The sequence below is a fragment of the Roseburia faecis genome, from assembly GCF_001406815.1.
Taxonomy (GTDB): domain Bacteria; phylum Bacillota; class Clostridia; order Lachnospirales; family Lachnospiraceae; genus Roseburia; species Roseburia faecis.
The window spans coordinates 78,726-101,437 of the sequence record NZ_CVRR01000037.1 but is presented as its reverse complement, the minus strand read 5'-3'; the positions used below and the strand labels follow the sequence as shown (position 1 = coordinate 101,437).

Sequence of the window (22,712 nt, the reverse complement as noted above, 5' to 3'; positions counted from 1 at the left end):
TGAAATAACAAAAGCAGGTGATACGAACCGTATCACCTGCTTTTGCTTGGCATTTTATAAGGAGATGTCAATATGCATATTCTGCGTGCTGATCAAGGACATAATGTTCTCCTGTACAGCAGAATTCATCTTACGGGAAAGCTTGACGAGCTTCTGCGGATATTCCTGATCCGAAGAGAGCAGCTTTCGTGCCTTGGAATTATTGGCGGTTTTCAGAAGGTCTTTGTTGAGATCCAAAGTGCCATCACTGTTTATCGTGATACCTAAATCTTCCAGTTCGTCTGCGTGTTTTTTACTCAGCGTGTTAAGCTGCTTGACATAACGTTTGGTTTCGTAGTCGGAACTGGATTTCCCGGAAGTGACCGTATAGTTGTAAGTATCCACAAAGGCTTCAATGGCAGCCTTCGATGTATCATTGAGATCATCGTCTTTCTCATCCGTGTCGGAACCAAAATCACTTTTGGAAAGCCGCTTGGCAGCCCTGTTTAAAGCACGGCTGTCTTCGTAGGAAAGCTCCACATTACTGTAACCGGACCGACCGGAGGTTTTGGCTGCTTTCTGATTATTTGTATAGAAGTTTCTTAAAAAATAATTCGTGGATAATGATACCCCAGAGGAAACTTTTGTGGACATAATAAACATCCTTTCTTAAAAAGGTTATAATTTCTATATTTTTACTATTTACATCGGCACTTGTTCTTTACTTCTTAACCCAAACAAGGTAAAATATTTTATATAGACAGGAACAGAGTAGATGAATTCAGGAGGCAATTACAGTTATGGAACGAAAAGCATTTGGAAAGCTTGCAGATGGAGAAGAGGCAACACTTTATACTATTTCCAATACGAAGGGGATGTATGCACAGATTACAGATTTTGGAGCATCCATTGTATCACTTGTGGTAAAAGATAAGGACGGAAAAAATACAGATGTGGTCCTTGGTTATGAAAATGCAGAGACTTATCAGCAGCAGATGGCCAGTTTTGGAGCAGTTGTTGGAAGAAACTGCAATCGTATTGCAAATGCGGAAATTGTGATCGATGGAGTTACCTATCAGCTTGAGAAAAACGATAATGAAAATAATCTGCACAGTGGTTCACAGGCGACTTCAAGACGTCTGTGGGATGCTGAGGAACAGACGGCAGACAAAATTACATTTGTAATTAAGGATGCAGAAGGTCAGCAGGGATATCCGGGAAATGCAGTTATGAAAGTAACGTATGAAGTAACTGAAGCGAACGAACTTTCCATTACATATCATGCAACAGCGGATAAGACAACGATTTTTAACATGACAAATCATGCATATTTCAATTTGAATGGTGCCGGAAGCGGCAGTGCCATGGAACAGATTCTGCAGATCCGCGCGTCTCATTACACACCGGTAATTGATGCAAAATCCATTCCGACCGGTGAGATTGCTTCGGTGGATGGAACACCGTTTGATTTCCGGGAAGCAAAGCCGATGGGCAGAGATATTGAGCAGGCAAATGATCAGCTTTCTTACGGCCATGGATACGATCATAATTTTGTTCTGGATAAGGAACGCGCCGGACTTGAAAAGATTGCCACCGCATACAGTACAAAGAGTGGCATAAAGATGGACGTGATTACGGATTGTATCGGTATGCAGCTTTACACGGCGAATTTCATTCAGGGACAGAAAGTGCAGGGCGGAGCAGTATGCAAAGAGCGGGATGCTTTTTGTCTGGAAACACAGTATTTTCCAAATTCCATCAATGAGCCAAATTTTACAACACCATTGACAGAAGCCGGAAAATCATATGATACAAAAACGGTCTATGCATTTTCGATTGCATAGATATAAATACAGGATGTAAAGGGGAAGAGGATGTTAGAAAAGGCAGCCTCTTTTTCTTTTGGAATCAGAATAGGGTAGGAGGATAAAATGAAAATCGTATTTTTGGATGCAAAAACAATTGGAGATGATATTGATCTGTCTGCATTTGAAAAACTGGGAGAGGTGGTAACATATAATTTTTCCACTACAGAAGAAGCTTTGGAACGGACCGTGGATGCAGACGTGATCGTGTTAAACAAAGTGGAGATTAATGAGCATTCGATTGGAAAAGCAAAAAAACTGAAACTTGTCTGTGTGACGGCAACGGGAACAAACAATCTGGATAAGGAATATTTAAAAAGCCGTGGCATAGAATGGCGTAATGTCGCAGGATACTCCACGGAAAGCGTAGCCCAGCATACGTTTGCCATGCTGTTTTATCTTTGGGAAAAGCTTGCGTATTATGATCAGTATGTCAAATCGGAGAAATATGTGGGAGATGTTATGTTTACCCATTTTGAGAAAAGGTTTCATGAGTTGAGCGGAAAAACCTGGGGAATCATTGGTCTGGGAAATATCGGGAGACGTGTGGCGGATATTGCAAAGGCATTCGGATGCCGGGTGATCTATTATTCCACTTCCGGTAAGAATTCTCAGCAGGGATATGAACGTGTGGAATTTGATGCGTTGTTGGAACAATCAGATATTGTTTCTGTTCATGCACCTCTTGATAAAAATACGCGGGGACTCATGAACCGGGAAGCATTTCGGGAAATGAAATCGTCTGCAGTTTTTTTGAATCTTGGACGAGGACCGATTGTTGTGGAACAGGATCTGGCGGATGCGCTTGAGACCGGAGAAATCGCGGGTGCGGGGCTGGATGTCCTTTCCGCAGAACCAATGCGGAAGGATAATCCGCTTCGCAAAATCAAAGACAGCGAAAGGCTGATTATCACTCCTCATATTGGCTGGGCAAGCGTGGAAGCACGCACGCGTTTGATGAAAATTATCTGTCAGCAGATTGCGGATTTCCAAAATCAGATTATATTATAATCATATGTCTCTTATATAATAGGAAGAAACTCTTTTATTCATCACAAGGCAGACCACTCAGAAACGAAAGATTACCGTACGCGGATAGAAAGCGTGCGGTTTCTTTTTGCGGGAAACCAGAGTGCTGCAAATGTGCGTAATCAACCAGACGTTTATGATAAATTTTCTCAGCCTGTTCATAGAGCTCCGGAAAAGAGGCATTGGAAGATTCCTTTGTCCATGGATGAATCCAGGTGTGATGTTTGAGGTTCATCGGGTCCTGTATAAAACGATAATAATCGCTGGCAACCATCGGTGATAAAAAAGCACGTCCAAGGAAAATTTTCTCGATGAGACGGGATAAGACTTTCTTTTGTCCGCTTGGATCATTCAGTAAATGGGTTCCAAGTTTCATCCAGAATGGTGCACCGCTCAGGAAAAGTTCACTCACGGAAATATCCGGATAGGTGTTCCGGTATGCGTAACACAGCATTCGCACAATGACTTTCCGCTGGAGCGTCGTCAGACGAATCGTTGCGTTCTGATGAAACTGGGAAGGATACAGATGCTTTTTCTCATATAAAAGTTCGGAATCGAGTTCCGTTTCGAAATAAGCATGCTGACCAAAATATTCCGTATTGGAAGGTGGGGTCTGGGCATTATAGCCTGTAAATGCATATACATAGGGATGAATCGTACAATCCAGTGTGTAATGACCCATAAATCCACAGATGTAAGCGTCTGCAATAGAGAGGGAATGTTTTTTCCCTGCAAAAAGTTTGCGGCTTTGCAGCAGATTGGCAAAAAACTGGCCAGTATCCTTGCGATGTGCCAGATCTCCAATATTTTTTCGATGCATCAGGTAAGAGGGAAGATAGTAAAAAAACAGATCAGGTCCCTGCAGACCAAGTGCATATGCGCTGTGATCGCGTCGGATCATATTGTGCATGGATGTGGAGGTCAGACGTCTGCATGCGTCTACGCCAAACAGATAGTGGGTGGTAAAACCCGGCATACAATCACTCCAATCTTCAGTAAATAATCAATTTTTTAAAGAAACAACAGCATTATAGTATATTTTATTGCTTCGGTCAATTTTCAGCAGATGTAAATATTTTATGTTGACTTTACATAAGATAGTGGTATAATGTCACGTAGTATTCAAAACTACGTTTTGAGTCTGCAACAAAAATTATATCCAAAAATCGTTGGAAAAATGCACAAATCATGTTTTTTTAGACATTTTCAGAAGATTGTATATTGCAAACATACATGGTTTTGTGATTGAATATGTTCATTCGGTGGAAAAACAACTATACTTCCAATGGATGAAATATCTTATGATTTATTTACACAAGAAAGAAAACGGAGGAGTAAGAAAATGGCAAGTTTAAAAGATGCGGCAGAAAGACAGGCGTTTTCGCTCGCTATCGATGCTACGTTAAAGAGTCTGAATAAGGACAGAGAGAAAGGTTTGCTCAATATTGTAAACCTCGCACAGAAGTTTATGGGAAGCAATTTCCGTTCTGAGGCATACGAAGGCGCAAAGAAAATGATTCAGAATCCGGACAGCAAGTGGATGCGTTATGTGAATCGTCTTCTGGATGAGACAGATCCGCATGTTGCCAAGATGACAGCACTGAATCTTGGATATCAGGCAGCGTTTGCAGGAACCAAGAAGATTCGTAAAATGAGAGAAATTGAGAACTGCAATATTCCGTGGCTCATTCTTATGGACCCGACCAGTGCATGCAACCTCCATTGTACAGGATGCTGGGCAGCAGAGTATGGTCATAAATTAAATCTGACATTTGATGAGTTAGACAACATTGTTACACAGGGTAAGGAACTGGGCGTATATTTTTATATGATGACCGGTGGAGAACCACTGGTGCGCAAGGCTGATATCATCCGTCTGTGTGAGAAGCACAATGATTGTGCATTCCATTGCTACACAAACGGAACACTTGTAGATGAGAAATTCTGCGAGGATATGAAGCGTGTAGGAAACCTTTCTCTTTCTATTTCCCTTGAGGGATTTGAGGATGCAAACGATTTCCGCCGCGGTGAAGGTGTATACAATAAAGTCCTTCACGCAATGGATCTGTTACATGAGAACGGACTGATCTTTGGAAACAGTGTATGTTATACAAGCAAGAATATGGATGCGGTTACCAGTGATGAGTTCTTTGATCTTCTGATCGAGCATGGAAGCCGTTTCGCATGGTATTTTCATCTGATGCCGGTAGGAATGAAGGCTTCACCGGAACTGATGCCGACCAAGGAGCAGAGAGAATATATTTACCACAGACTGCGTGAAGTTCGTGGATTTGAAGGTGGAAAAGAAATCTTCGTTATGGATTTCCAGAACGATGGAGAATATGTTGGAGGATGTATTGCCGGAGGACGTAACTACTGTCATATTAACCCGAAGGGTGATGTAGAGCCATGTGTATTTATTCACTACTCTGGAGCAAACATCCGCGAGAAATCCCTGCTTGAGTGTCTGAAGCAGCCGTTGTTTATGGCTTACCGTGATAACCAGCCATTCAACGAAAACATGCTTCGTCCATGTCCGATGCTTGAGAATCCGGAGATTTTACAGAAGATGGTTCATGAGACCGGAGCTCATTCTACAGATGTAGAACAGGAGGAGCCGGTTGAGCATCTGTGTGGAAAGTGCGTAGATTACGCAAAGGATTGGGAAGAAACAGCAGATAAACTCTGGGCTGCACATCCATATAAGCAGAAAGGATACACAAACTTCAAAAAGAAATAATTCGGTTACTGTTCGCAGGGTAACCTGTGAACAGTAACATAATTCACACAAAATTAAGATTTCAGACAGGATTCCCGGTTTACATGCCGGGAATTTTGTTGTATTGTAATGGCATGAAACCAAAATTTAAAATCAAACTTCAATACGATAAAAAAAATAACATATGGGCGGCGATTGCAATTATATTGGCAGTCGTAATGTATGTGACCATTGATTTTTCCATCGTTGCATTGATCGCATATGGATTTTTGTACTATCTGGTAAAAAGTCTGCATCTGGAACTGGATGACCGGTGTCCGTGGCTCTGGACACTGATTCTGTTTATCGGAGGTTCCTGTCTCACCACTTTTTCGATACAGTATATGCTGCTTGATCCTGAAAACTTTACGAGGACAACGTACGAGAAGCTCTTTTTAAATGTGCTTTGCTGTCTGATTGTCTATTTTGTTGTGCAGATTTTTACGAACAACAGTGGGCTGACCTGCATCATTGCCCATGTGTCGCTGCTTTCGTTTGGATTTGTAGACTATTTTGTATATCTGTTCCGCGGAAATGAATTTACGTTTTCCGATATCAGATCCATTGGAACCGGTCTGAGTGTGGCAGGAAATTATAAATTGCAATTGAACGATCGTGGAGTATATGTGATCTTTCTGGCAGCATTGTTTATTGCTTTTGTCCGCAAATGGCATGTCCGGTTTACCGGAAAAATTCAGATGCGGGTAATTTCTGTGATGGCGATTGCCTTAAGTTGTGTGATCATTGCAGCAAATGCTTATGATGTAAACACAGAGACGTGGGAACAGAAGGGAACTTATCGCAATGGATATCTGTTGAATTACGTACTGGGGATTCGTGACAGTTTTATTTCTGCTCCGGAAGGATATTCCAAAGATAAGATCAAAGAACTGGAGAAAACCTATCAATCCGATAAAAAGGATTACAGCACAACAAATGAAAAAGCAAAAAATCCGACGATCATTGCCATTATGAATGAATCGTTTTCCGATCTGAGTGTGTTGGGGGATCTGCAGACCAACATGCCGCTCACACCGTTTATCGATTCTTTGAAAGAGAATACAACGAAGGGATATGCACTTTCGTCGGTATTTGGCGCGAAGACTCCTAATTCGGAGTGGGAATTTATGTCCGGAAATTCCATGGCATTTCTTCCGATGGGATCCGTTGTTTATCAGCAGTATATCAGTGATACTCCGACAACGATTGTGTCAAATCTGAAAGATGACGGGTATACGTGCATTGCCATGCATCCATATTATGAAACCGGATGGAGCCGGAATCTGGTGTATCCGCATATCGGGTTTGACGAAATGCACTTTATTGATTATTTTGACCAGACAAAGATCCTACGGGAATATATTACCGACCAGGAACTGTATGATAAGATTATCAAGCGTTATGAAAACCGTAAAAATAATGAAAAACTGTTCTTTATGGGAATTACCATGCAGAACCACGGTGGTTATACGGAAACCTATGACAATTTTCCGGAGAATTATTATAAAGTTGGACGTTCTTATACGGATGCCAACCAGTATCTGTCCCTGGTACACGAGAGTGATGAGGCAGTAAAAAACCTGATCAGTTATTTTTCAAAGGTAGATGATCCGGTAGAAATCATTTTCTTTGGAGATCATCAGCCAAGCTTAAACAGTAATTTTTATCCGATTCTGAATGGAAAAGGACTCACAGGGCTGACGGAAGATGAGCTGGAAAAACTGTACACAGTTCCGTTTTTTATCTGGACCAATTATGATACACCGGAAGAAACGGTAGATATTACCAGTCTTGATTATCTGTCTACCATGGCACTGGAACGGGCTGGAATTGAGCTTCCGGCATACAATAAGTTTCTGGCAGATATGCAGGAGGTTGTTCCAGCCATCAATTCCAGAGGCTATTATTCCAAGAGTAAAGGCTGCTACCTGCATATCGATGAGGCCGAGGGAGAAGAAAAAGAATGGATTGAAAAGTATCATATGTTGCAATATAATTCGATGTTTGACAAAAAGAACCGCAGCAGCTTTTTCTTCCCATATAATCTAAAAAGCAAGTAGAACAATCAGGCAAGGGGAATTAAGATGAAACTGAGTGAGTTATTAGCGTATGACAATATTGTAATACAGTGCCATGACAATCCGGATGCAGATACCATTGCATGTGGATTTGGGGTCTATCTGTATTTGAAATCCAAAGGAAAAGAACCACGTCTGATTTACGGAGGGCAGAATGTGATCCGGAAAACGAATCTGGTGATGCTGATCCGGGATCTGAAAATACCAATCGAGCATGTGGATTATCTGCACAAACCAGAGTTATTGGTGATGGTGGACTGCCAGTACCATTCCGGAAATTCTGCAGTGTTTGAAGCAGAACATATTGCTGTAATTGACCATCACCGGATCTGCACGGAATTACCAGAGCTTTCCGAGGTGCGTTCTAATCTGGGCGCGTGCTCGACACTGGTCTGGAATATGCTCAAAACAGAAGGATTTGATGTACGGGGTAATCGTGAGTTGTCAACAGCACTGTATTATGGATTATATACGGATACTGGAAGTTTGACGGAAATTGTACATCCGCTAGACCGGGATCTGCGTGACGAGGCAAACTTTGACCCGGCAATCATGAGGAAACTCCGCAATGCCAATCTTTCGCTGGAAGAACTGGAAGTTGCTGGAGCAGCACTTCTTCATACGGATTATGTAGAAGAATTTCGTGCCGCGATTGTAAAAGTGGGGCAGTGTGATCCGAATATTCTCGGACTGATTTCCGATCTGGTACTGGAAGTGGATGCGATTGATATCTGTGTGGCATTTAATCTGCAACCAGAAGGTGTGAAGTTTTCAGTGAGAAGCTGTGTGAAAGAAGTCAAGGCGAGTGAACTTGCGGCAGAGTTGTGCAAAGGAATTGGTTCCGGCGGAGGACATCTGGAAAAAGCGGGTGGCCTGATTCCGATGGAATTGATGACACAGGAATATTTAAAGTTTTGCAAAGAACATCATTTTGCACCGCGCATGGAGTATGATGCACAGGGAAGACATGAACAGCCGGCAGCTTCGGGTATTAAATCTGTTATCGAGCAGCGTATGCGGGACTATATGGGAAATACCGATATTGTGTATGCACAGGATTGCAGAATAGAGGCAGAGGATGTAAAGACGTACTGCAGACGCTCCGTTCCGTGGGGATATGTCCGGGCAACGGATCTCTTTGCGGAGGGAACGCAGGTGACTGTGCGGACTCTGCAGGGAGATATGAAAGCTACAGTGGAAGCAGGAATTGTTTTTATCATTGGACCGAAAGGGGAATGTTTCTTTCGTAATGAAGAGGCTTTTATGGAAGAATTCCGGATTTACACGGATTGGAAGTTTGATCTGAGAAATGCAGAGTATGAACCTACCATCAAAGATGTAGAGAAAGGAATCATCGTAGAACCGATGAAATGTGCAAAGGTCTGCGTGCCAAAGGGAACTACAATTGTTCGTGCACGCAGGCTGGCGCGCAAGGTAAAACTGTTCCGGGATAAAGATGAAAACGAACAGTATACACTTGGCCGGGTTGGAGATTACATGGTTGACAGCAGTGATACGATCAACAATATCCGGATTATGCGTAAAGATCTGTTTGAAGAAATCTATCGGGATTCCGGTGAGCAGGAAGAGCAAAAAAGTGTGATCTTTGATCTGGACGGAACCTTGTTATATTCGTTGGAAGATTTAAAAAACGCTACCAACGCGGCATTGGAGTCACAGAATATGCCGACTTGTACGCTGGATCAGGTGCGCAGATATGTAGGAAACGGGGTGCGCATGCTGATGGTGCGTGCCGTGCCGGATGGGGAGAAAAACCCGAAGTTTGAAGAGACATTTGCGGAATTTAAAAAATATTACGGGGAGCATTGTCTGGATCATACAAAGCCATATCCGGATATCATGCATCTTTTGACTGAATTAAAGGCGCGCGGAGTGAAGACAGCAATTGTATCCAATAAGCTGGACTCGGCAGTAAAAGAATTGGATGAACGTTTTTTCCGGGGTTATATGACTACGGCAATCGGTGAGATGGAAGGTGTGGCAAAAAAACCGGCACCTGATATGGTACAAAAAGCCATGAAAATTTTAAAAACGGACACGAAGAAGGCCATTTATGTAGGAGATTCCGAGGTGGATATTCAGACCGCGGAAAACACGGGACTTCCATGTGTTTCGGTCATGTGGGGATTCCGCGATGCGGAGTTCCTTCGTAAAAACAGAGCACAGGTACTTATTCAAAGGCCACTGGAATTGTTGTACTTAATTTAAAAGTTATGGTATCATATAACCAACATACAAGGACAGGAGAAAAAAGATGGAAGAAAGAATTTCAGGACATACAGGGTTACTTGCACTGATCGGTTCGCCGGTAGGACATTCCGGTTCCCCGGCAATGTACAATTACAGCTTTGCAAAGCTGGGGCTGGATTATGCATATGTTGCATTTGATGTAAAAGAAGATCAGGTAAAAGAAGCACTTGACGCGGTGAAACTGTTTCATATGCGTGGAATCAATGTGACGATGCCGGATAAGACCGAGGCGGCAAAGTATGTGGATGAGCTGTCTCCGGCAGCACAGATTATCGGAGCTGTAAACACGATTGTAAACGATGACGGCAGATTGACCGGATATATCACGGACGGAGAAGGCTTTGTACACAACCTCAAAGACCATGGCGTAGATATTAAAGGAAAAAAGATCACGGTCGCAGGCGGTGGCGGAGCTGCGACAGCCATTCAGGTACAATGTGCATTAGATGGAGCCAGAGAGATCACGATTTTCAATATTAAGGATGCATTTTTTGAGCGTACTCTTCAGACCGCAGAAAAGATCCGAAAAGCAGTGCCGGGAATTGTTGTCAATGTATATGACATTGCGGATACGGCAAAGATGACAGAGGAGATCACATCCAGTGACATTTTTGCAAATGCGACGATCGTTGGTATGAAACCGATGGATGACCAGAGTGTGGTAAAAGATTTATCTGCATTTCGCCCGGGATTGGTTGTATGTGATGCGGTTTATAATCCGGCAGAGACAAAACTGTTGCGGGAAGCAAAAGAAGCAGGATGTACCTGCATTGGAGGCAAGGGAATGCTTCTGTGGCAGGGAGTGGCCGCATTCCGGTTATATACAGGTATGGATATGCCGGTAGAAGAAGTGAAGGAGAAATTTTTTCATGAATAAAGAAAAGAAAAATATTTTCCTGATCGGTTTTATGGGAGCTGGTAAAAGCACGATTGCACGTGCGATAAAGCAAAAGCTGGGTTATCCGGTTGTGGAGATGGACGAGCGTATCGTAAAAGAACAGGGAATGCCGATCAGCAAAATTTTTGAAACATACGGAGAACTTTATTTCCGGGAGCTTGAGACAAAACTGATCCAGTCACTAAATCAGCAGGAGCCGACAATCGTATCCTGTGGAGGCGGTGTGGCAATGCGACAGGAAAATGTAGACTGCATGCGGGATGGGGGAAGCGTTGTATTTCTTACGGCAACACCGCAGACCATATACGAACGTGTAAAAAACAGTACGGACCGTCCACTTTTAAACGGTCATATGAATGTTGCATACATTTCTGAACTGATGGAAGTACGCCGGCCAAAGTATGAGGCGGCTGCAGACATTCTCGTAGCTACGGATGGAAAAACAAAAGAAGAAATCGCAGAAGAAATTATTGGGCGACTGGAGGAATAAGCGTGAAATTTAATTGGGATAATATTGTATTTCAGATGCTGGGAAAACTTGTGGACTGCGTGTGGGTCAGCATTTTATGGGTGATCTGCTGCATTCCGGTTTTTACGATCGGGGCATCGACCACCGCGTTGTATTACACGGTACATAAATCCATCCGCGGTGACCGCGGATATACCACAAGAACCTTTTTCGGAGCGTTCAGGGACAACTTTAAGGCTGCAACACTGCCATATCTTATATGGCTGGCCGTTATGATTGTTCTGGGCTGTGATGCCTATATCACCTATCAGGTATTAAAAACCGGCAGTATGAAGGGCGCATTTTTCTATTTCTTTCTGATTATGATTGCTGTTGCGATTATGTGGAGCGCATTTTTATTCCCATATATTGCAAGATTTGAAAATACCGTAAAGCAGACATTGAAAAATGCATTTCTGCTGATGATAAGGCATCTGCCATGGGCATTGCTGCTGCTGGTGATTTTGATTGCATCGGCTCTGTCGATTTATATTATACCGGTACTGCTTGTGGTGATTCCGGCAGTTGCATCGATTGTATTTGATTTTATTTTAGAGCGCCTGTTCCGCCGCTATATGAGTCCGGAGGATTTAGCGCGTGAAGAAGAAAATGATATGTATGCATCATAATACATAAATAAAAACAAAAAGAGAGGGAGAAAAAATGAGTGTAACAATTTCAGAAGCAGTAAAGTATATCGGAGTAGATGACAAGACAATTGACCTGTTCGAGAGCCAGTATGTGGTTCCGCATGGTGTATCTTATAATTCTTATCTGATTTTGGATGAAAAAGTGGCTTTAATGGATACGGTAGACACCAGAGGTGTGGAGCAGTGGGAGAAAAATCTGCTGGCCGCATTAGACGGACGGAAAGTGGATTATCTGATAGTTTCCCATCTGGAGCCGGATCATGCCGGAAGTATCGGACGTCTGGTAGAGCTTTTCCCGGAAGTGACCCTGGTGGGAAATGCCAAGACATTTCACATGCTTCCACAGTTTTTTGACGAGCTTCCGGTGGATGAGAACCATAAAATTACAGTGGCAGAAGGAGAGTCTTTGTCTCTCGGTACCCATACGCTGAATTTTTATATGGCACCGATGGTACACTGGCCGGAAGTGATGGTAACTTATGAGAGCAGTGAAAAGATTTTATTCTCTGCAGACGGATTTGGAAAATTCGGCGCATTGGATTATGAAGATCCGGAAGGATGGGCCTGTGAAGCGAGAAGATATTACTTTAATATTGTAGGAAAATACGGTGCACCGGTACAGGCACTGTTAAAGAAAGCAGCAGGACTGGATATCCAGACGATCTGTCCGCTGCATGGTCCGGTATTAAATGAAAATCTTGGCTATTACATTGGATTATATGATACCTGGAGCAGCTATAAGCCGGAGGATAAGGGTGTTCTTGTAGCATATGCATCGATCCATGGAAATACTGCAAAAGCAGCACGGAAATTTGCTGAGATGCTGCGTGCCAAAGGAGTAGAGAAAGTTTCTGTCATGGATCTTTCCCGTGATGATATGGCAGAAGTTGTGGAAGATGCGTTCCGTTATGACCGTATGGTTCTTGCAGCAGCAAGTTACGATGGCGGTGTATTCCCATGTATGCAGGACTTCCTGCATCATTTACAGTCCAAGGCATTCCAGAACCGTACCGTAGGTATTATTGAGAACGGTACCTGGGGACCGACGGCCGGAAGAACGATGAAGGGAATTCTGGAAACCATGAAAAATATTACCATTGTGGAGCCGATGGTAACGATCCGTTCCGCCATGAAAGAGTCCGACCTACCAGCGATGGAAGCTCTGGCAGATGTGATTGCAAATGCATAAGCACTTCGGAAAACGGACCAAAAAGAAACATCATATTGTGCTGATCTGTTCCGCTGTGGTCATTGCGGCGTTTGTGCTTCGCATGCCGGTGGAGATGAATGTAGCAGATGCCTGTGGAATGCAGCAGAAGGTCAATGTGCTTAGCAGCAGTATGCATAACCGGCAGGCGGAGGATTACCTGAATGATGCAGGAGAGTTTTGCATTTCCCAGACAGTGCTCAGGGAAGGGAAACCGTCCGTTGTTCCGCAAGTCAGGCGAATCGGGCTTCGTTTCCTTCCGGTGAGCCATATGACACAGCAGTGGCTGCTGGTACAGAGAATTCTGACCTCGAAGCCCAAATTTCTTGTTCCACCGGCGCGTCGGCTGATCGTCGGGCGGTATATCCGCGCAAATCCCGTCTGTGTGTGACAGAATGAAACTCAGGGGATACAAAAAAATTTGGATAGAGACAGGAGAACAAGCATTATGAGAAAAACAAAGATTATTTGTACCATCGGACCTGCAAGCGAAAGCGAATCTGTACTGACACAGATGTGTAAAGCCGGCATGAATGTAGCCAGATTAAACTTTTCCCATGGAAGCCATGAGGAACATCAGAAGAAGATTGATACGATCAAAAAAGTGCGTAAGGCGTTAGGTCTTCCAATTGCGATCATGCTGGATACCAAAGGACCGGAGTACCGGATCAAAACCTTCGAAAACGGAAAGATCACGTTAAAAGATGGAGATACATTTACACTGACAACGGATGATATTGTGGGAAATCAGGAGAGAGTTTCCGTAACCTACAAAAACCTGATCAACAATCTGAAGGTGGGAGATCATGTCCTGATCAACAATGGTCTGATTATTCTGGAAGTAGAAAAGCTGAAAGCACCGGATGCCATCTGTAAGGTTCTTGTCGGAGGCGAGGTGTCGGATAAAAAGAGCATGAATTTCCCGAACAAGGTCATGGATCATGCATTTTTGAGCGAGCAGGATAAGAAAGATCTGCTGTTTGGTATCAAAAACGACGTGGATTTCGTTGCGGCATCTTTTGTTTCCGTAAAGAAAGATGTCGAGGATATGCGTAAATTCCTTGACGAGAACGGCGGCGAAGATATTGATATTATTGCAAAGATTGAGAACCGTTCGGGTGTGGAGCACATTGAAGAAATCTGTGAGATTGCCAATGGTGTCATGATTGCCCGTGGAGATCTCGGAGTCGAAATCCCGGGCATGGAAGTGCCTGCGGTTCAGAAGTATCTGATCAGTAAGTGCCGTATGCTCGGAAAACGTGTCATAACCGCGACCGAGATGCTCGAGTCCATGATTCACAATCCGCGTCCGACACGTGCAGAGCTTTCCGATGTGGCAAATGCGGTATACGATGGATCATCCGCGATCATGCTGTCCGGGGAATCAGCTGCCGGTAAATATCCGGTAGATGCCGTGCGGAACATGGCAGAGATTGCTGAGTATACAGAATCCCAGATCAAATATACCAAGCGTTTCCGCACTTCTGATTTTGAGACCAGAAGCATTCAGGATGCTATTTCGCATGCAACCTGTGCGATGGCAGTTGATGTCCAGGCAAAATGTATTGTCGCAAGTACACTCAGCGGAACTACCGCACGTATGGTCAGCCGTTTCCGTTGTCCGGTAGATATCATCGGAATGACGACTTCCGAGAAGGTATGGCGGAAACTGAACTTAAGCTGGGGCGTAACTCCGGTTCTCTGCGAGGAATTCAGTTCGATGGAAGTTATGTTCTACCATGCAATGAAAAAGGCAAAAGAAGTATTTTCATTACAGACCGGAGATGCTGTTGTTCTGACCGGTGGTCTGATCAATGGCAAAGTAGGAAATACGAATGTGATTAAGGTAGAAACCGTAAAATAAAATAGAACATAAGCGAATGCTGTGTAGTTGGAAAGCGCATGTGACATCTCTGTTGCATGCGCTTTTCGTGTGTTTTTGTGAAAATTTACTACCTTTACGAGGAAAATAGTTTATGCTATAGTATATTTGTACAGAAATAATCAGACAATATTTACAGTTTACCAGGGAAAGGCAGGCCTATGGTAGAAAAAATCGATCAGAAGAAGTGCAGGGATATATCAACAGAGATTCAGGAGATTCTGGCAAAATGGGGAAAGTATTTTTTTTACTATTATCCCAAAGAACACAGGATCAGACCATCAGAGTTTGCAGCCCGTCACATGGGAATCGTTGAGAATGCTGCGGATCTGGAGCATAGTATCCTCATGGACAGAATTATGGAAAAAGAAAAACTGTTAAAACTGTTTCAGGATATTGACCATGGCGCAAAGACGGTAAGTGCAAAGATTCAGTCTTCGGGAAAAGACGTGGTATATCAGATCTCTATGGGTGGGATTCAGGGCGGTTCACAGAAACAGCCGGAATATGTATTGGGCCTGATCGAACAGATCAGGGCAGACACACGCCAGAATGAGATTATTCAGGCACTGGGAAGCAATTTTAACAGTGTATATTATGTAGATGTGGATCATGATAAGGTATATGCATATAAAGTGAACTCCGCAGTGCGCTCTGTGCTCAATGATACGCTTAAGGCAATTCCGGGATATGAAGCTATCATGGCAGAATATGTGGGGAAGGTTGTCCTTACCGAAGACCGTGAGACAATGCTGTATGAGACCTCCATTGAAAATCTCCGTAAGCAGCTGAGCCTGAAAAAAGCATATCAGTATGATTACCGGATTGTGCGGGATGGGAAAGTAAAATACTGCCGTGCAAAATTTGTAAATACATCGGATGGAGGACAGCTGCACCGGATGGTAGCAGGATTTTCCGATATCAGTTCCGAAAAACAGAGGGAACTTGAGCGCATGGCATATGTGGACAGTGTAACCGGTGGAAATAATTACGAAAGTTTTAAGAAGAAAATCCGGGATTTCCGGCAACCGGGATATCTGGTGTCCATGGACATCCACTCCTTTAAAATTATCAATTCGATCTGTGGAATTATCAAAGGGGATGAAACACTCAAAGGAATCTGGAAGTGTATTCAGGGGATACTGGAAAAAGATGATCTGGCAGGACATATCAATGCAGACCGTTTTGTGATTTACAGTAGTGGAAAGGATCGGGAAAAGACGATCCGGCAGTTACAGCAGCTGGAGACCATACTGGCAGAATTGTCGGAAAGACTGAAGGTTCCGAAGCTGATCCCTTATTTTGGAGTGACGAAGTGGAAACCGGATTCCAAAGTGGAAGAGGTATACAGCGAAGCAAATTTTGCCAAGAATCAGATCAAGGATCGCAAAGATATCAGCTATCAGTTTTACAGCCATGAAGATACGATCCGCATGCTTGAAGATAAAGCCATGGAGGATGAATTTAAACATTCTCTGGAAAATAACTGTTTTGAGGTGTGGTATCAGCCGAAATATGATCCGGAAACAGAGCGGATGGTAGGGGCAGAAGGTCTGATCCGCTGGAGAGATGAAAAGGGAAATGTTATTCCACCCGGCAAATTCATTCCGTTGTTTGAGAGAGACGGACTGATAAAAGTTCTGGATGAGTATGTTTTCCGAAAAGTATGTATGCAACAGTTAGAATGGCAGAAACAGGGAAAGGAGATTATTCCGGTATCCATCAATCTGTCCAGGGCGAGTCTGTATTTTGACAGTGTGGTCAGCCGGTATCAGCAGATCGCTGATGAAATCGGAGTAAAAACCCATCTGGTTCCGATTGAGATTACAGAGAGCGCAGCAATTGACAATGACAATATCAAGGGGCTGGCAGATAAGTTCCATGATAATGGTTTTCCATTACTTGTAGATGATTTTGGATCGGGGTATTCTTCCCTTGCAACACTGAACATGAAATGTTTCGATACGTTAAAAATTGACAAAAGTCTGATTGATTACATCGGGGATTTCAGTGGGGAACGATTGCTGGAACATACGATTTTACTTGCAAAGGAACTTGGATTGTGCGTTACGGCAGAAGGTGTTGAGAGAGAAGAACAGGTGGATTTCCTCAAACAGATGAAGTGTGACAGTATTCAGGGATATTACTATTCGAGACCGCTTCCAAAGGAAGAGTTTGAAAAACTTTTGCTGACAGCTTAAATGATAAGAAAACAGGGAAAACTTTTATGGAATCATAGAAGTTTTCCCTGTTTTATTTATTGACCGAGAAGGGAATCTACATAATTGCGTATTGCATAATTGTCTTCCGGCATCTGACATCCCACAATATATACACCTTCATCATCCGAGCACCGGATGACATGTCCTTCCAGATGGGACTGATCCGAAAGGGCAAAATTTTGGATATCGATAGCAACATCTGCATGTTTGTGATCCATGAAAAACGGATCCCGGATCAGAAATGCAAATCCATTGGCACTGATATTGTCAAGCTGACCGGAGAACGTTGTGTCGGAATCTTTCAGCGTGATGGTACATGGATTGGACACATCTGCCCGTGGGTATTTCCGGCGGTTTTTGATTTCCGGACGTGCGGAAAGCTGCAATACATAGGCATGGGAACCGGATGCCGTGTCAGCCTGTATCTGCGCCTGATCCCAACAGTAGAGAACATTGTCAACCGTGACCTGAACCTTACAGGTTTCGGATCCGTTTAACTGTGGATTGTCAGACAAAATCAGGGAAATACTATTTTCCGCAACAGATCTGACTTCTCCGTGATACTCCATGCGTTCCAGATGTTTTGGAAGAATAACTTTTGCTTTCATACCGGCATGAATATCATCCAGACCCATGAAACCACCGATGCCCAGTTCACACATCAGCTCCTGAATTACATTTTCTATGTTATTGATGTTGGAAGCACTTTCCTCATATTTGCTGAGCATGCGTTTGCTTGTTTCATCGGAATCACTGATGCATGTGGTCATGGTTTCCACGATGGAAGATACCTGTTCCATATTTTCTACCAGCTGACGATTGGAAGATTCCACTTCTTTCATGGCGGAATCAATTGTCTGGATGTGTTCACCCAGAAGAGAAGAATCCTGTGTAATTTTATTTACATTTTCACCGGTCTGGGTTACTTTTTCCAGAGTGACCTGAATAAGTTTTAAGGTTTCTTCAATGGAAGAAGTCATTTTTCCTGAAATTTCATCCAGTCGCGAGAGTGCTTCGCTGATCTGTCCGGAAGAATCTTTGGTTTCGGTACTCAGCTTGCGAATCTGTTCTGCAACGACGGAGAATCCTTTTCCGGCTTCCCCTGCGCGGGCAGCTTCAATGGAAGCATTAAGTGCCAGCAGATTGGTCTGGCTGGAAATACTGTCAATGGTTCCAGTTTCCTGTTTTACGGTTTCAAATTCTGCCTTGAAAGCGTCCAGAATATGTTCTACCTCATTGGACAGATCTGCCATCGTTCCGGCAGTCTGTACCAGACTCTCCAGATCAACGGAACTTGTTTTTGCATGTTTGCCGGATTCCGCAGTCAGGGATACCATATCATTGATCATGGAAACAACATTCTGTACCTGGGAATTAATATCTCCTGTCATTTCCTGCGAGGAGGCTGTCCGGGACTGCAGCTGGCCGTTATGGTCGGTCAGTTTGTTCATTCCGTCTACGACAATGTCAGAACCATGTTTGTTTTCCGTGGCAAGTTCGCGGACAACGGTGATTCCATCCATGATGGTATTGCTGGCGGTTTTAACCTGTTCAACAGTTGTAACAACCCGTTTTAAATCGGCTTTGATACTGTTTGTCAGGGCACCATCGGATTCGATGAGATGGCGGATAGACATGATATAGCCGATATAACAGAGCAGGAGACAGGCAATCTGCAGCTGATAATTTTTCTGGTCCGTTGCAGTATTCTGACCGAGAACGACCAGATGATAAATGACACTGATAATGACACTGGCGATATTGGCGATTGCACATCCCACCATAAATTTCCGGTCTTTGTAAAGAACCAGAAGACTGACAACCGGAAGAATATAGGTAAAGGCAATCGGTGAATCGGTGGTGCAGATCAGGAACGTGTAAAAAATACCGTAACCGACGACAAGCGCATACCGATAGCGGTCATCAGCCTTTCCCCTGATGCGCAAAAGAAGATCACCGGCAAAAAAAGGAACCCAGCACAGTATTAAAAAAATGATGAAATTTGTGGAAGGATACCCACCCTGGGATACATCTGTGCCGTAGTTTGCACTAAGAAGAAGGGCAAATACAAGCCAGATGCGTCTGGCTTTGATATTGGCCTTGGCCTTAAATTCATTTTCATTATAATCCATAATACGTTTCTCCTAGGTGAATGCTAATTCTATTGTATGACGGGATGAACGTTTTTTCAAGTAAAATGCTTTGTTTTCTGTGCATAATTTTTCCGGGATTCCGGCATACTACCCATACAACATGAATATGGAAAGTAATCTGGAAAACAGGAGGAAATTTATCATATGAAAGCAACTGGAATTGTGCGCAGAATCGATGATCTGGGAAGAATTGTGGTTCCGAAAGAAATTCGCAGGACACTGCGCATCCGGGAGGGGGATCCCCTAGAGATTTTTACAAGCCGGGAGGGCGAAATTATGCTCAAAAAATACTCACCGGTTGGGGAACTGGGCGAGTTTGCACGAAGTTATGCACAGGCACTGGCACAGACCACAGAGGCTCTGGTCTGCATTACGGATCGGGAATATGTGATCGCAGCAGCGGGAACCGGGAAAAAGGAAGTTGAGGGGGAACAGCTGAGCGAAGAAATGGAAGAAATGATTGAAAAGCGCAGCACAGTTGTGAAAACAGGAGAAGAACAGGCCTGCTCCATTACAAAAAAAACAATGTCAACCCTTCCGAAGGGAATTGTGCTTTCAAGTATTCTGTGCAATGGAGACTGTCAGGGTGCTGTGATTCTGGCAGATAACAGCGGACAAAAGGAAACACTTGGACTGTTGAAAGCATTGTCTGCCACAGCTGCAAATTTTCTGGGGAAAAATATGGAACAGTGAAAATAATAAAATCTTAATAAAAAGATAATTTGCATATACTGTCCAAAAGAGATAAAATGTATGATGTATGTTTCCAAAATAAATATGGAGGAGAGTATATGTCAACCAAGAAGAAAAAGAAAAGAAAGAAAAAGCAGCATCGCTTTTTCTGGTTTGTCATAAAGCTGCAGATCGTGCTGATGCTTGTTGTGCTGGCAGGTTTTGGATACTACTATTTTGGCGGATATGCGGATCAGATACAGCAGATGCGCCGTGAGGCAGTGCAGGAAGTATCTGCTTCCGACGATTCTACGTTTATCCCTTCACAGACCTGCTCCGTTTTTGATAAAGACGGAAAACTGATCTCTGAACGAAGGGGAGACAAGAATGCGCAGTATGTCAAATACGAGGATATTCCAAAGAATTTTGTCGCAGCGATTATCAGTATTGAGGACAAGAAGTTTTACCAGCATAACGGTGTGGATCTGAAAGGACTTGTGCGCGCGGTCAAAGCCACAGTCATGTCGAAACTGAAAAAATCGCAGGGTGGTACGCAGGGTGGAAGTACGATTACCATGCAGCTTGCCAAGCTGATTTATATGCAGCCGAAACAGACGTGGCAGTACAAGGTGAAGCAGATGTTTCTTGCGTGGGAACTCGAAAAACGTTACAGTAAGGATAAAATTATGGAATTTTATCTGAATAACGTGTATTTTGCAAACGGCTATTACGGAATTGACGCTGCCTGTCATGGATATTTTAACTGTGAACTGAAAGATCTTGATGTATCGCAGACCGCGTATCTGTGTGCGATCCCGAACCGCCCGTCCAATTATGATCCGGTGACACACCCGGACAATACCATTACCCGGCGGAATCTGATCTTAAAGAATATGCGGGATGACGGGAAAATCTCCCAGGAAGAGTATTATGAGGCAACCAAAGAAGAGATTGCACTGAACCGGCCGAAAAAGAGTGACACGGAGAAAATTAACAGTTCGATTGACACTTACACGTATGACTGCGCAACCCGTGCACTGATGGAACAGGAAGGTTTCCAGTTTAAATATTATTTTGATTCGGATAAGGAAAAGAAGTCTTATGGGGAAGCATATGACGAACTTTACAGTGCGTGTCAGAAGAAACTGTTTTCCGGAGGATACAAAATCTATACGACGATTGATATGGAAAAACAAAAGGAACTGCAGTCTGCCATTGATGATACCCTGAAAGGATTTAAAGACAAATCCAAAGACGGAACTTACAAGATGCAGGCGGCAGCAGTATCAATTGATAACAACAGCGGATATGTTGTGGCAATCGTGGGCGGCCGTAAGCAGGATTCGGATAATTATACGTTAAACCGTGCATACCAGAGTTACCGTCAGCCGGGAAGTTCGATTAAGCCATTGCTGGTATATACTCCGCAGCTGGAGCGCGGGTATACTCCGGATACCGTTGTGGATGACCATAAACTAAAAGACGGACCGTCGAATGCAAACAATACATATGCCGGAAAGATTCCGCTCAGATATGCGGTTGCACATTCCATTAATACGATTGCCTGGCAGCTGTATGATGAACTGACACCAAAAGCAGGCCTGCAGTATTTAAAAAATATGAATTTTGCACAGATCAAGGACGGAGATTATACCCTCGCCACATCTCTTGGTGGATTTACCAAAGGTGTTTCTCCACTTGAGATGGCATCCGGGTATGCAGCGGTTGAAAATGACGGACTTTACAGGGAACCGACCTGTGTAAAATCAATTGTGGATTCTGACGAAAATGTAGTCTATACGTCCAGCCTGACGGAAAAAACGGTTTATAAGCAGGATGCGGCGCGGATGATGACGGATATCATGACCTCCGTTATGGACAGTGGAACCGGACGTTCTGCAAAGCTTGCCGATATGCCGTGTGCCGGAAAGACGGGTACAACAAACGATCACAAAGATGGATGGTTCTGCGGATTTACCAGATATTATACAACCGCAGTCTGGGTGGGATGTGATTATCCAAAAGCCATTTCCAATCTGAGTGGAAGCACATATCCGGCACAGATCTGGAAAGCATATATGTCTGCGGCCCACGAGGGATTATCTTCGCTTGATTTCCTTCCTTATGCTCAGCTTTCGGATGATTTTAAAAATCAGCAGAAGCAGGAAGAGGAAGAACACGACAAGATGCGCGAAGAAAACCAGATAGAAGAAAACCAGACGGATGACCAGCAGACTTCCGAGAGCCAGCAGAAAGATAATACAACGGACGGAAGCTCCGAAAATGATAACCAGCCGGACAATAACGACAGCAATGCCGGTGATCAGAATAACAATTCCAAACCGGAACATAGTGGGGACAACGATTCCGGAGAAAGCGGAGGAAACACTGATACGCCGGAAAATGGAGAAAATACCAATAAACCGGACAATAGCGGAACCACGGATAATAGCGGTGATACCGGAGAGAGTGGAGATACCGGTGGTGGAAACGTACAATAAACATATATAAAACAGTGCAACCGATGTATTTATGGATAC

General features: G+C 43.6%; 17 protein-coding genes. 14 read left to right on the top strand and 3 right to left on the bottom strand.

The features are described from left to right. Positions 1–54: 54 nt before the first annotated feature. A complete protein-coding gene (locus tag M72_RS11715) occupies positions 55–633 on the bottom strand; it encodes a hypothetical protein (protein WP_055068350.1) in 579 nt (192 codons plus the stop codon). A 146-nt stretch (positions 634–779) separates the two neighbouring features. Between M72_RS11715 and M72_RS11710 the strand changes: the two genes are divergently transcribed. Beyond that, positions 780–1,823, top strand: a complete 1,044-nt coding sequence (locus M72_RS11710; RefSeq protein WP_022046866.1) for an aldose epimerase family protein — start codon at positions 780–782, stop codon at positions 1,821–1,823. An 87-nt stretch (positions 1,824–1,910) separates the two neighbouring features. Continuing rightward, positions 1,911–2,855: a D-2-hydroxyacid dehydrogenase gene (locus M72_RS11705; RefSeq protein WP_055068349.1), complete on the top strand. Its 945-nt coding sequence runs from the start codon at positions 1,911–1,913 to the stop codon at positions 2,853–2,855. Between the two features lie 34 nt (positions 2,856–2,889). Here M72_RS11705 and M72_RS11700 read toward each other — a convergent pair whose 3' ends face one another. Next, positions 2,890–3,849, bottom strand: a complete 960-nt coding sequence (locus tag M72_RS11700; protein ID WP_055068348.1) for a zinc dependent phospholipase C family protein — start codon at positions 3,847–3,849, stop codon at positions 2,890–2,892. 366 nt (positions 3,850–4,215) lie between these two features. Between M72_RS11700 and M72_RS11695 the strand changes: the two genes are divergently transcribed. From M72_RS11695 to M72_RS11650, 10 genes are all read left to right on the top strand, one after another. Beyond that, positions 4,216–5,613, top strand: coding sequence for a radical SAM/SPASM domain-containing protein (locus M72_RS11695; protein WP_055068347.1), 1,398 nt, complete (start codon positions 4,216–4,218; stop codon positions 5,611–5,613). Positions 5,614–5,726: 113 nt separating this feature from the next. Beyond that, entirely contained in the window at positions 5,727–7,691 is a 1,965-nt protein-coding gene (locus M72_RS11690) for an LTA synthase family protein (protein ID WP_055068415.1), read from the top strand. Positions 7,692–7,715: 24 nt separating this feature from the next. Continuing rightward, a complete protein-coding gene (locus M72_RS17860; RefSeq protein WP_055068346.1) occupies positions 7,716–9,938 on the top strand; it encodes an HAD-IA family hydrolase in 2,223 nt (740 codons plus the stop codon). Between the two features lie 46 nt (positions 9,939–9,984). Then, complete coding sequence (aroE, locus tag M72_RS11680; RefSeq protein WP_022046872.1) at positions 9,985–10,857, top strand: shikimate dehydrogenase; 873 nt, start codon at positions 9,985–9,987, stop codon at positions 10,855–10,857. Continuing rightward, a complete protein-coding gene (locus M72_RS11675) occupies positions 10,850–11,368 on the top strand; it encodes a shikimate kinase (RefSeq protein ID WP_055068345.1) in 519 nt (172 codons plus the stop codon). The genes aroE and M72_RS11675 overlap by 8 nt, the downstream gene beginning before the upstream one ends. 2 nt (positions 11,369–11,370) lie before the next feature. After that, positions 11,371–12,015, top strand: coding sequence for a YesL family protein (locus M72_RS11670; protein WP_055068344.1), 645 nt, complete (start codon positions 11,371–11,373; stop codon positions 12,013–12,015). Positions 12,016–12,049: 34 nt separating this feature from the next. Continuing rightward, a complete protein-coding gene (locus M72_RS11665; protein WP_055068343.1) occupies positions 12,050–13,225 on the top strand; it encodes an FprA family A-type flavoprotein in 1,176 nt (391 codons plus the stop codon). Beyond that, entirely contained in the window at positions 13,218–13,634 is a 417-nt protein-coding gene (locus M72_RS11660; RefSeq protein WP_022046876.1) for a hypothetical protein, read from the top strand. Before M72_RS11665 ends, M72_RS11660 begins: the two co-directional genes overlap by 8 nt. Positions 13,635–13,691: 57 nt before the next feature. Further along, positions 13,692–15,107 carry a pyruvate kinase gene (pyk, locus tag M72_RS11655; protein WP_055068342.1) on the top strand — a complete coding sequence of 472 codons (1,416 nt, stop codon included), beginning with the start codon at positions 13,692–13,694 and terminating at the stop codon, positions 15,105–15,107. Positions 15,108–15,286: 179 nt separating this feature from the next. Continuing rightward, positions 15,287–17,326: a putative bifunctional diguanylate cyclase/phosphodiesterase gene (locus M72_RS11650; protein WP_055068341.1), complete on the top strand. Its 2,040-nt coding sequence runs from the start codon at positions 15,287–15,289 to the stop codon at positions 17,324–17,326. 56 nt (positions 17,327–17,382) lie between these two features. Here M72_RS11650 and M72_RS11645 read toward each other — a convergent pair whose 3' ends face one another. Further along, positions 17,383–19,479, bottom strand: a complete 2,097-nt coding sequence (locus M72_RS11645) for a methyl-accepting chemotaxis protein (RefSeq protein ID WP_055068340.1) — start codon at positions 19,477–19,479, stop codon at positions 17,383–17,385. Between the two features lie 165 nt (positions 19,480–19,644). Between M72_RS11645 and M72_RS11640 the strand changes: the two genes are divergently transcribed. Continuing rightward, positions 19,645–20,193, top strand: coding sequence for a stage V sporulation T C-terminal domain-containing protein (locus tag M72_RS11640; protein ID WP_022046880.1), 549 nt, complete (start codon positions 19,645–19,647; stop codon positions 20,191–20,193). 98 nt (positions 20,194–20,291) lie between these two features. Continuing rightward, positions 20,292–22,673 (top strand): PBP1A family penicillin-binding protein, encoded by a 2,382-nt coding sequence (locus tag M72_RS11635; protein WP_055068339.1) that lies wholly within the window; start codon positions 20,292–20,294, stop codon positions 22,671–22,673. Positions 22,674–22,712 lie beyond the last annotated feature (39 nt).

Excerpts from the sequence above, each read along its gene's own strand:
- M72_RS11710 (WP_022046866.1), top strand. The coding sequence starts at position 780 with ATGGAACGAAAAGCATTTGGAAAGCTTGCAGATGGAGAAGAGGCAACA.
- M72_RS11700 (WP_055068348.1), bottom strand. The coding sequence starts at position 3,849 with ATGCCGGGTTTTACCACCCACTATCTGTTTGGCGTAGACGCATGCAGA.
- M72_RS11705 (WP_055068349.1), top strand. The coding sequence starts at position 1,911 with ATGAAAATCGTATTTTTGGATGCAAAAACAATTGGAGATGATATTGAT.
- M72_RS11675 (WP_055068345.1), top strand. The coding sequence starts at position 10,850 with ATGAATAAAGAAAAGAAAAATATTTTCCTGATCGGTTTTATGGGAGCT.
- M72_RS11665 (WP_055068343.1), top strand. The coding sequence starts at position 12,050 with ATGAGTGTAACAATTTCAGAAGCAGTAAAGTATATCGGAGTAGATGAC.
- M72_RS11715 (WP_055068350.1), bottom strand. The coding sequence starts at position 633 with ATGTCCACAAAAGTTTCCTCTGGGGTATCATTATCCACGAATTATTTT.
- M72_RS11645 (WP_055068340.1), bottom strand. The coding sequence starts at position 19,479 with ATGGATTATAATGAAAATGAATTTAAGGCCAAGGCCAATATCAAAGCC.
- M72_RS11650 (WP_055068341.1), top strand. The coding sequence starts at position 15,287 with ATGGTAGAAAAAATCGATCAGAAGAAGTGCAGGGATATATCAACAGAG.
- M72_RS17860 (WP_055068346.1), top strand. The coding sequence starts at position 7,716 with ATGAAACTGAGTGAGTTATTAGCGTATGACAATATTGTAATACAGTGC.
- aroE (WP_022046872.1), top strand. The coding sequence starts at position 9,985 with ATGGAAGAAAGAATTTCAGGACATACAGGGTTACTTGCACTGATCGGT.
- M72_RS11660 (WP_022046876.1), top strand. The coding sequence starts at position 13,218 with ATGCATAAGCACTTCGGAAAACGGACCAAAAAGAAACATCATATTGTG.
- M72_RS11635 (WP_055068339.1), top strand. The coding sequence starts at position 20,292 with ATGTCAACCAAGAAGAAAAAGAAAAGAAAGAAAAAGCAGCATCGCTTT.
- pyk (WP_055068342.1), top strand. The coding sequence starts at position 13,692 with ATGAGAAAAACAAAGATTATTTGTACCATCGGACCTGCAAGCGAAAGC.
- M72_RS11640 (WP_022046880.1), top strand. The coding sequence starts at position 19,645 with ATGAAAGCAACTGGAATTGTGCGCAGAATCGATGATCTGGGAAGAATT.
- M72_RS11695 (WP_055068347.1), top strand. The coding sequence starts at position 4,216 with ATGGCAAGTTTAAAAGATGCGGCAGAAAGACAGGCGTTTTCGCTCGCT.
- M72_RS11690 (WP_055068415.1), top strand. The coding sequence starts at position 5,727 with ATGAAACCAAAATTTAAAATCAAACTTCAATACGATAAAAAAAATAAC.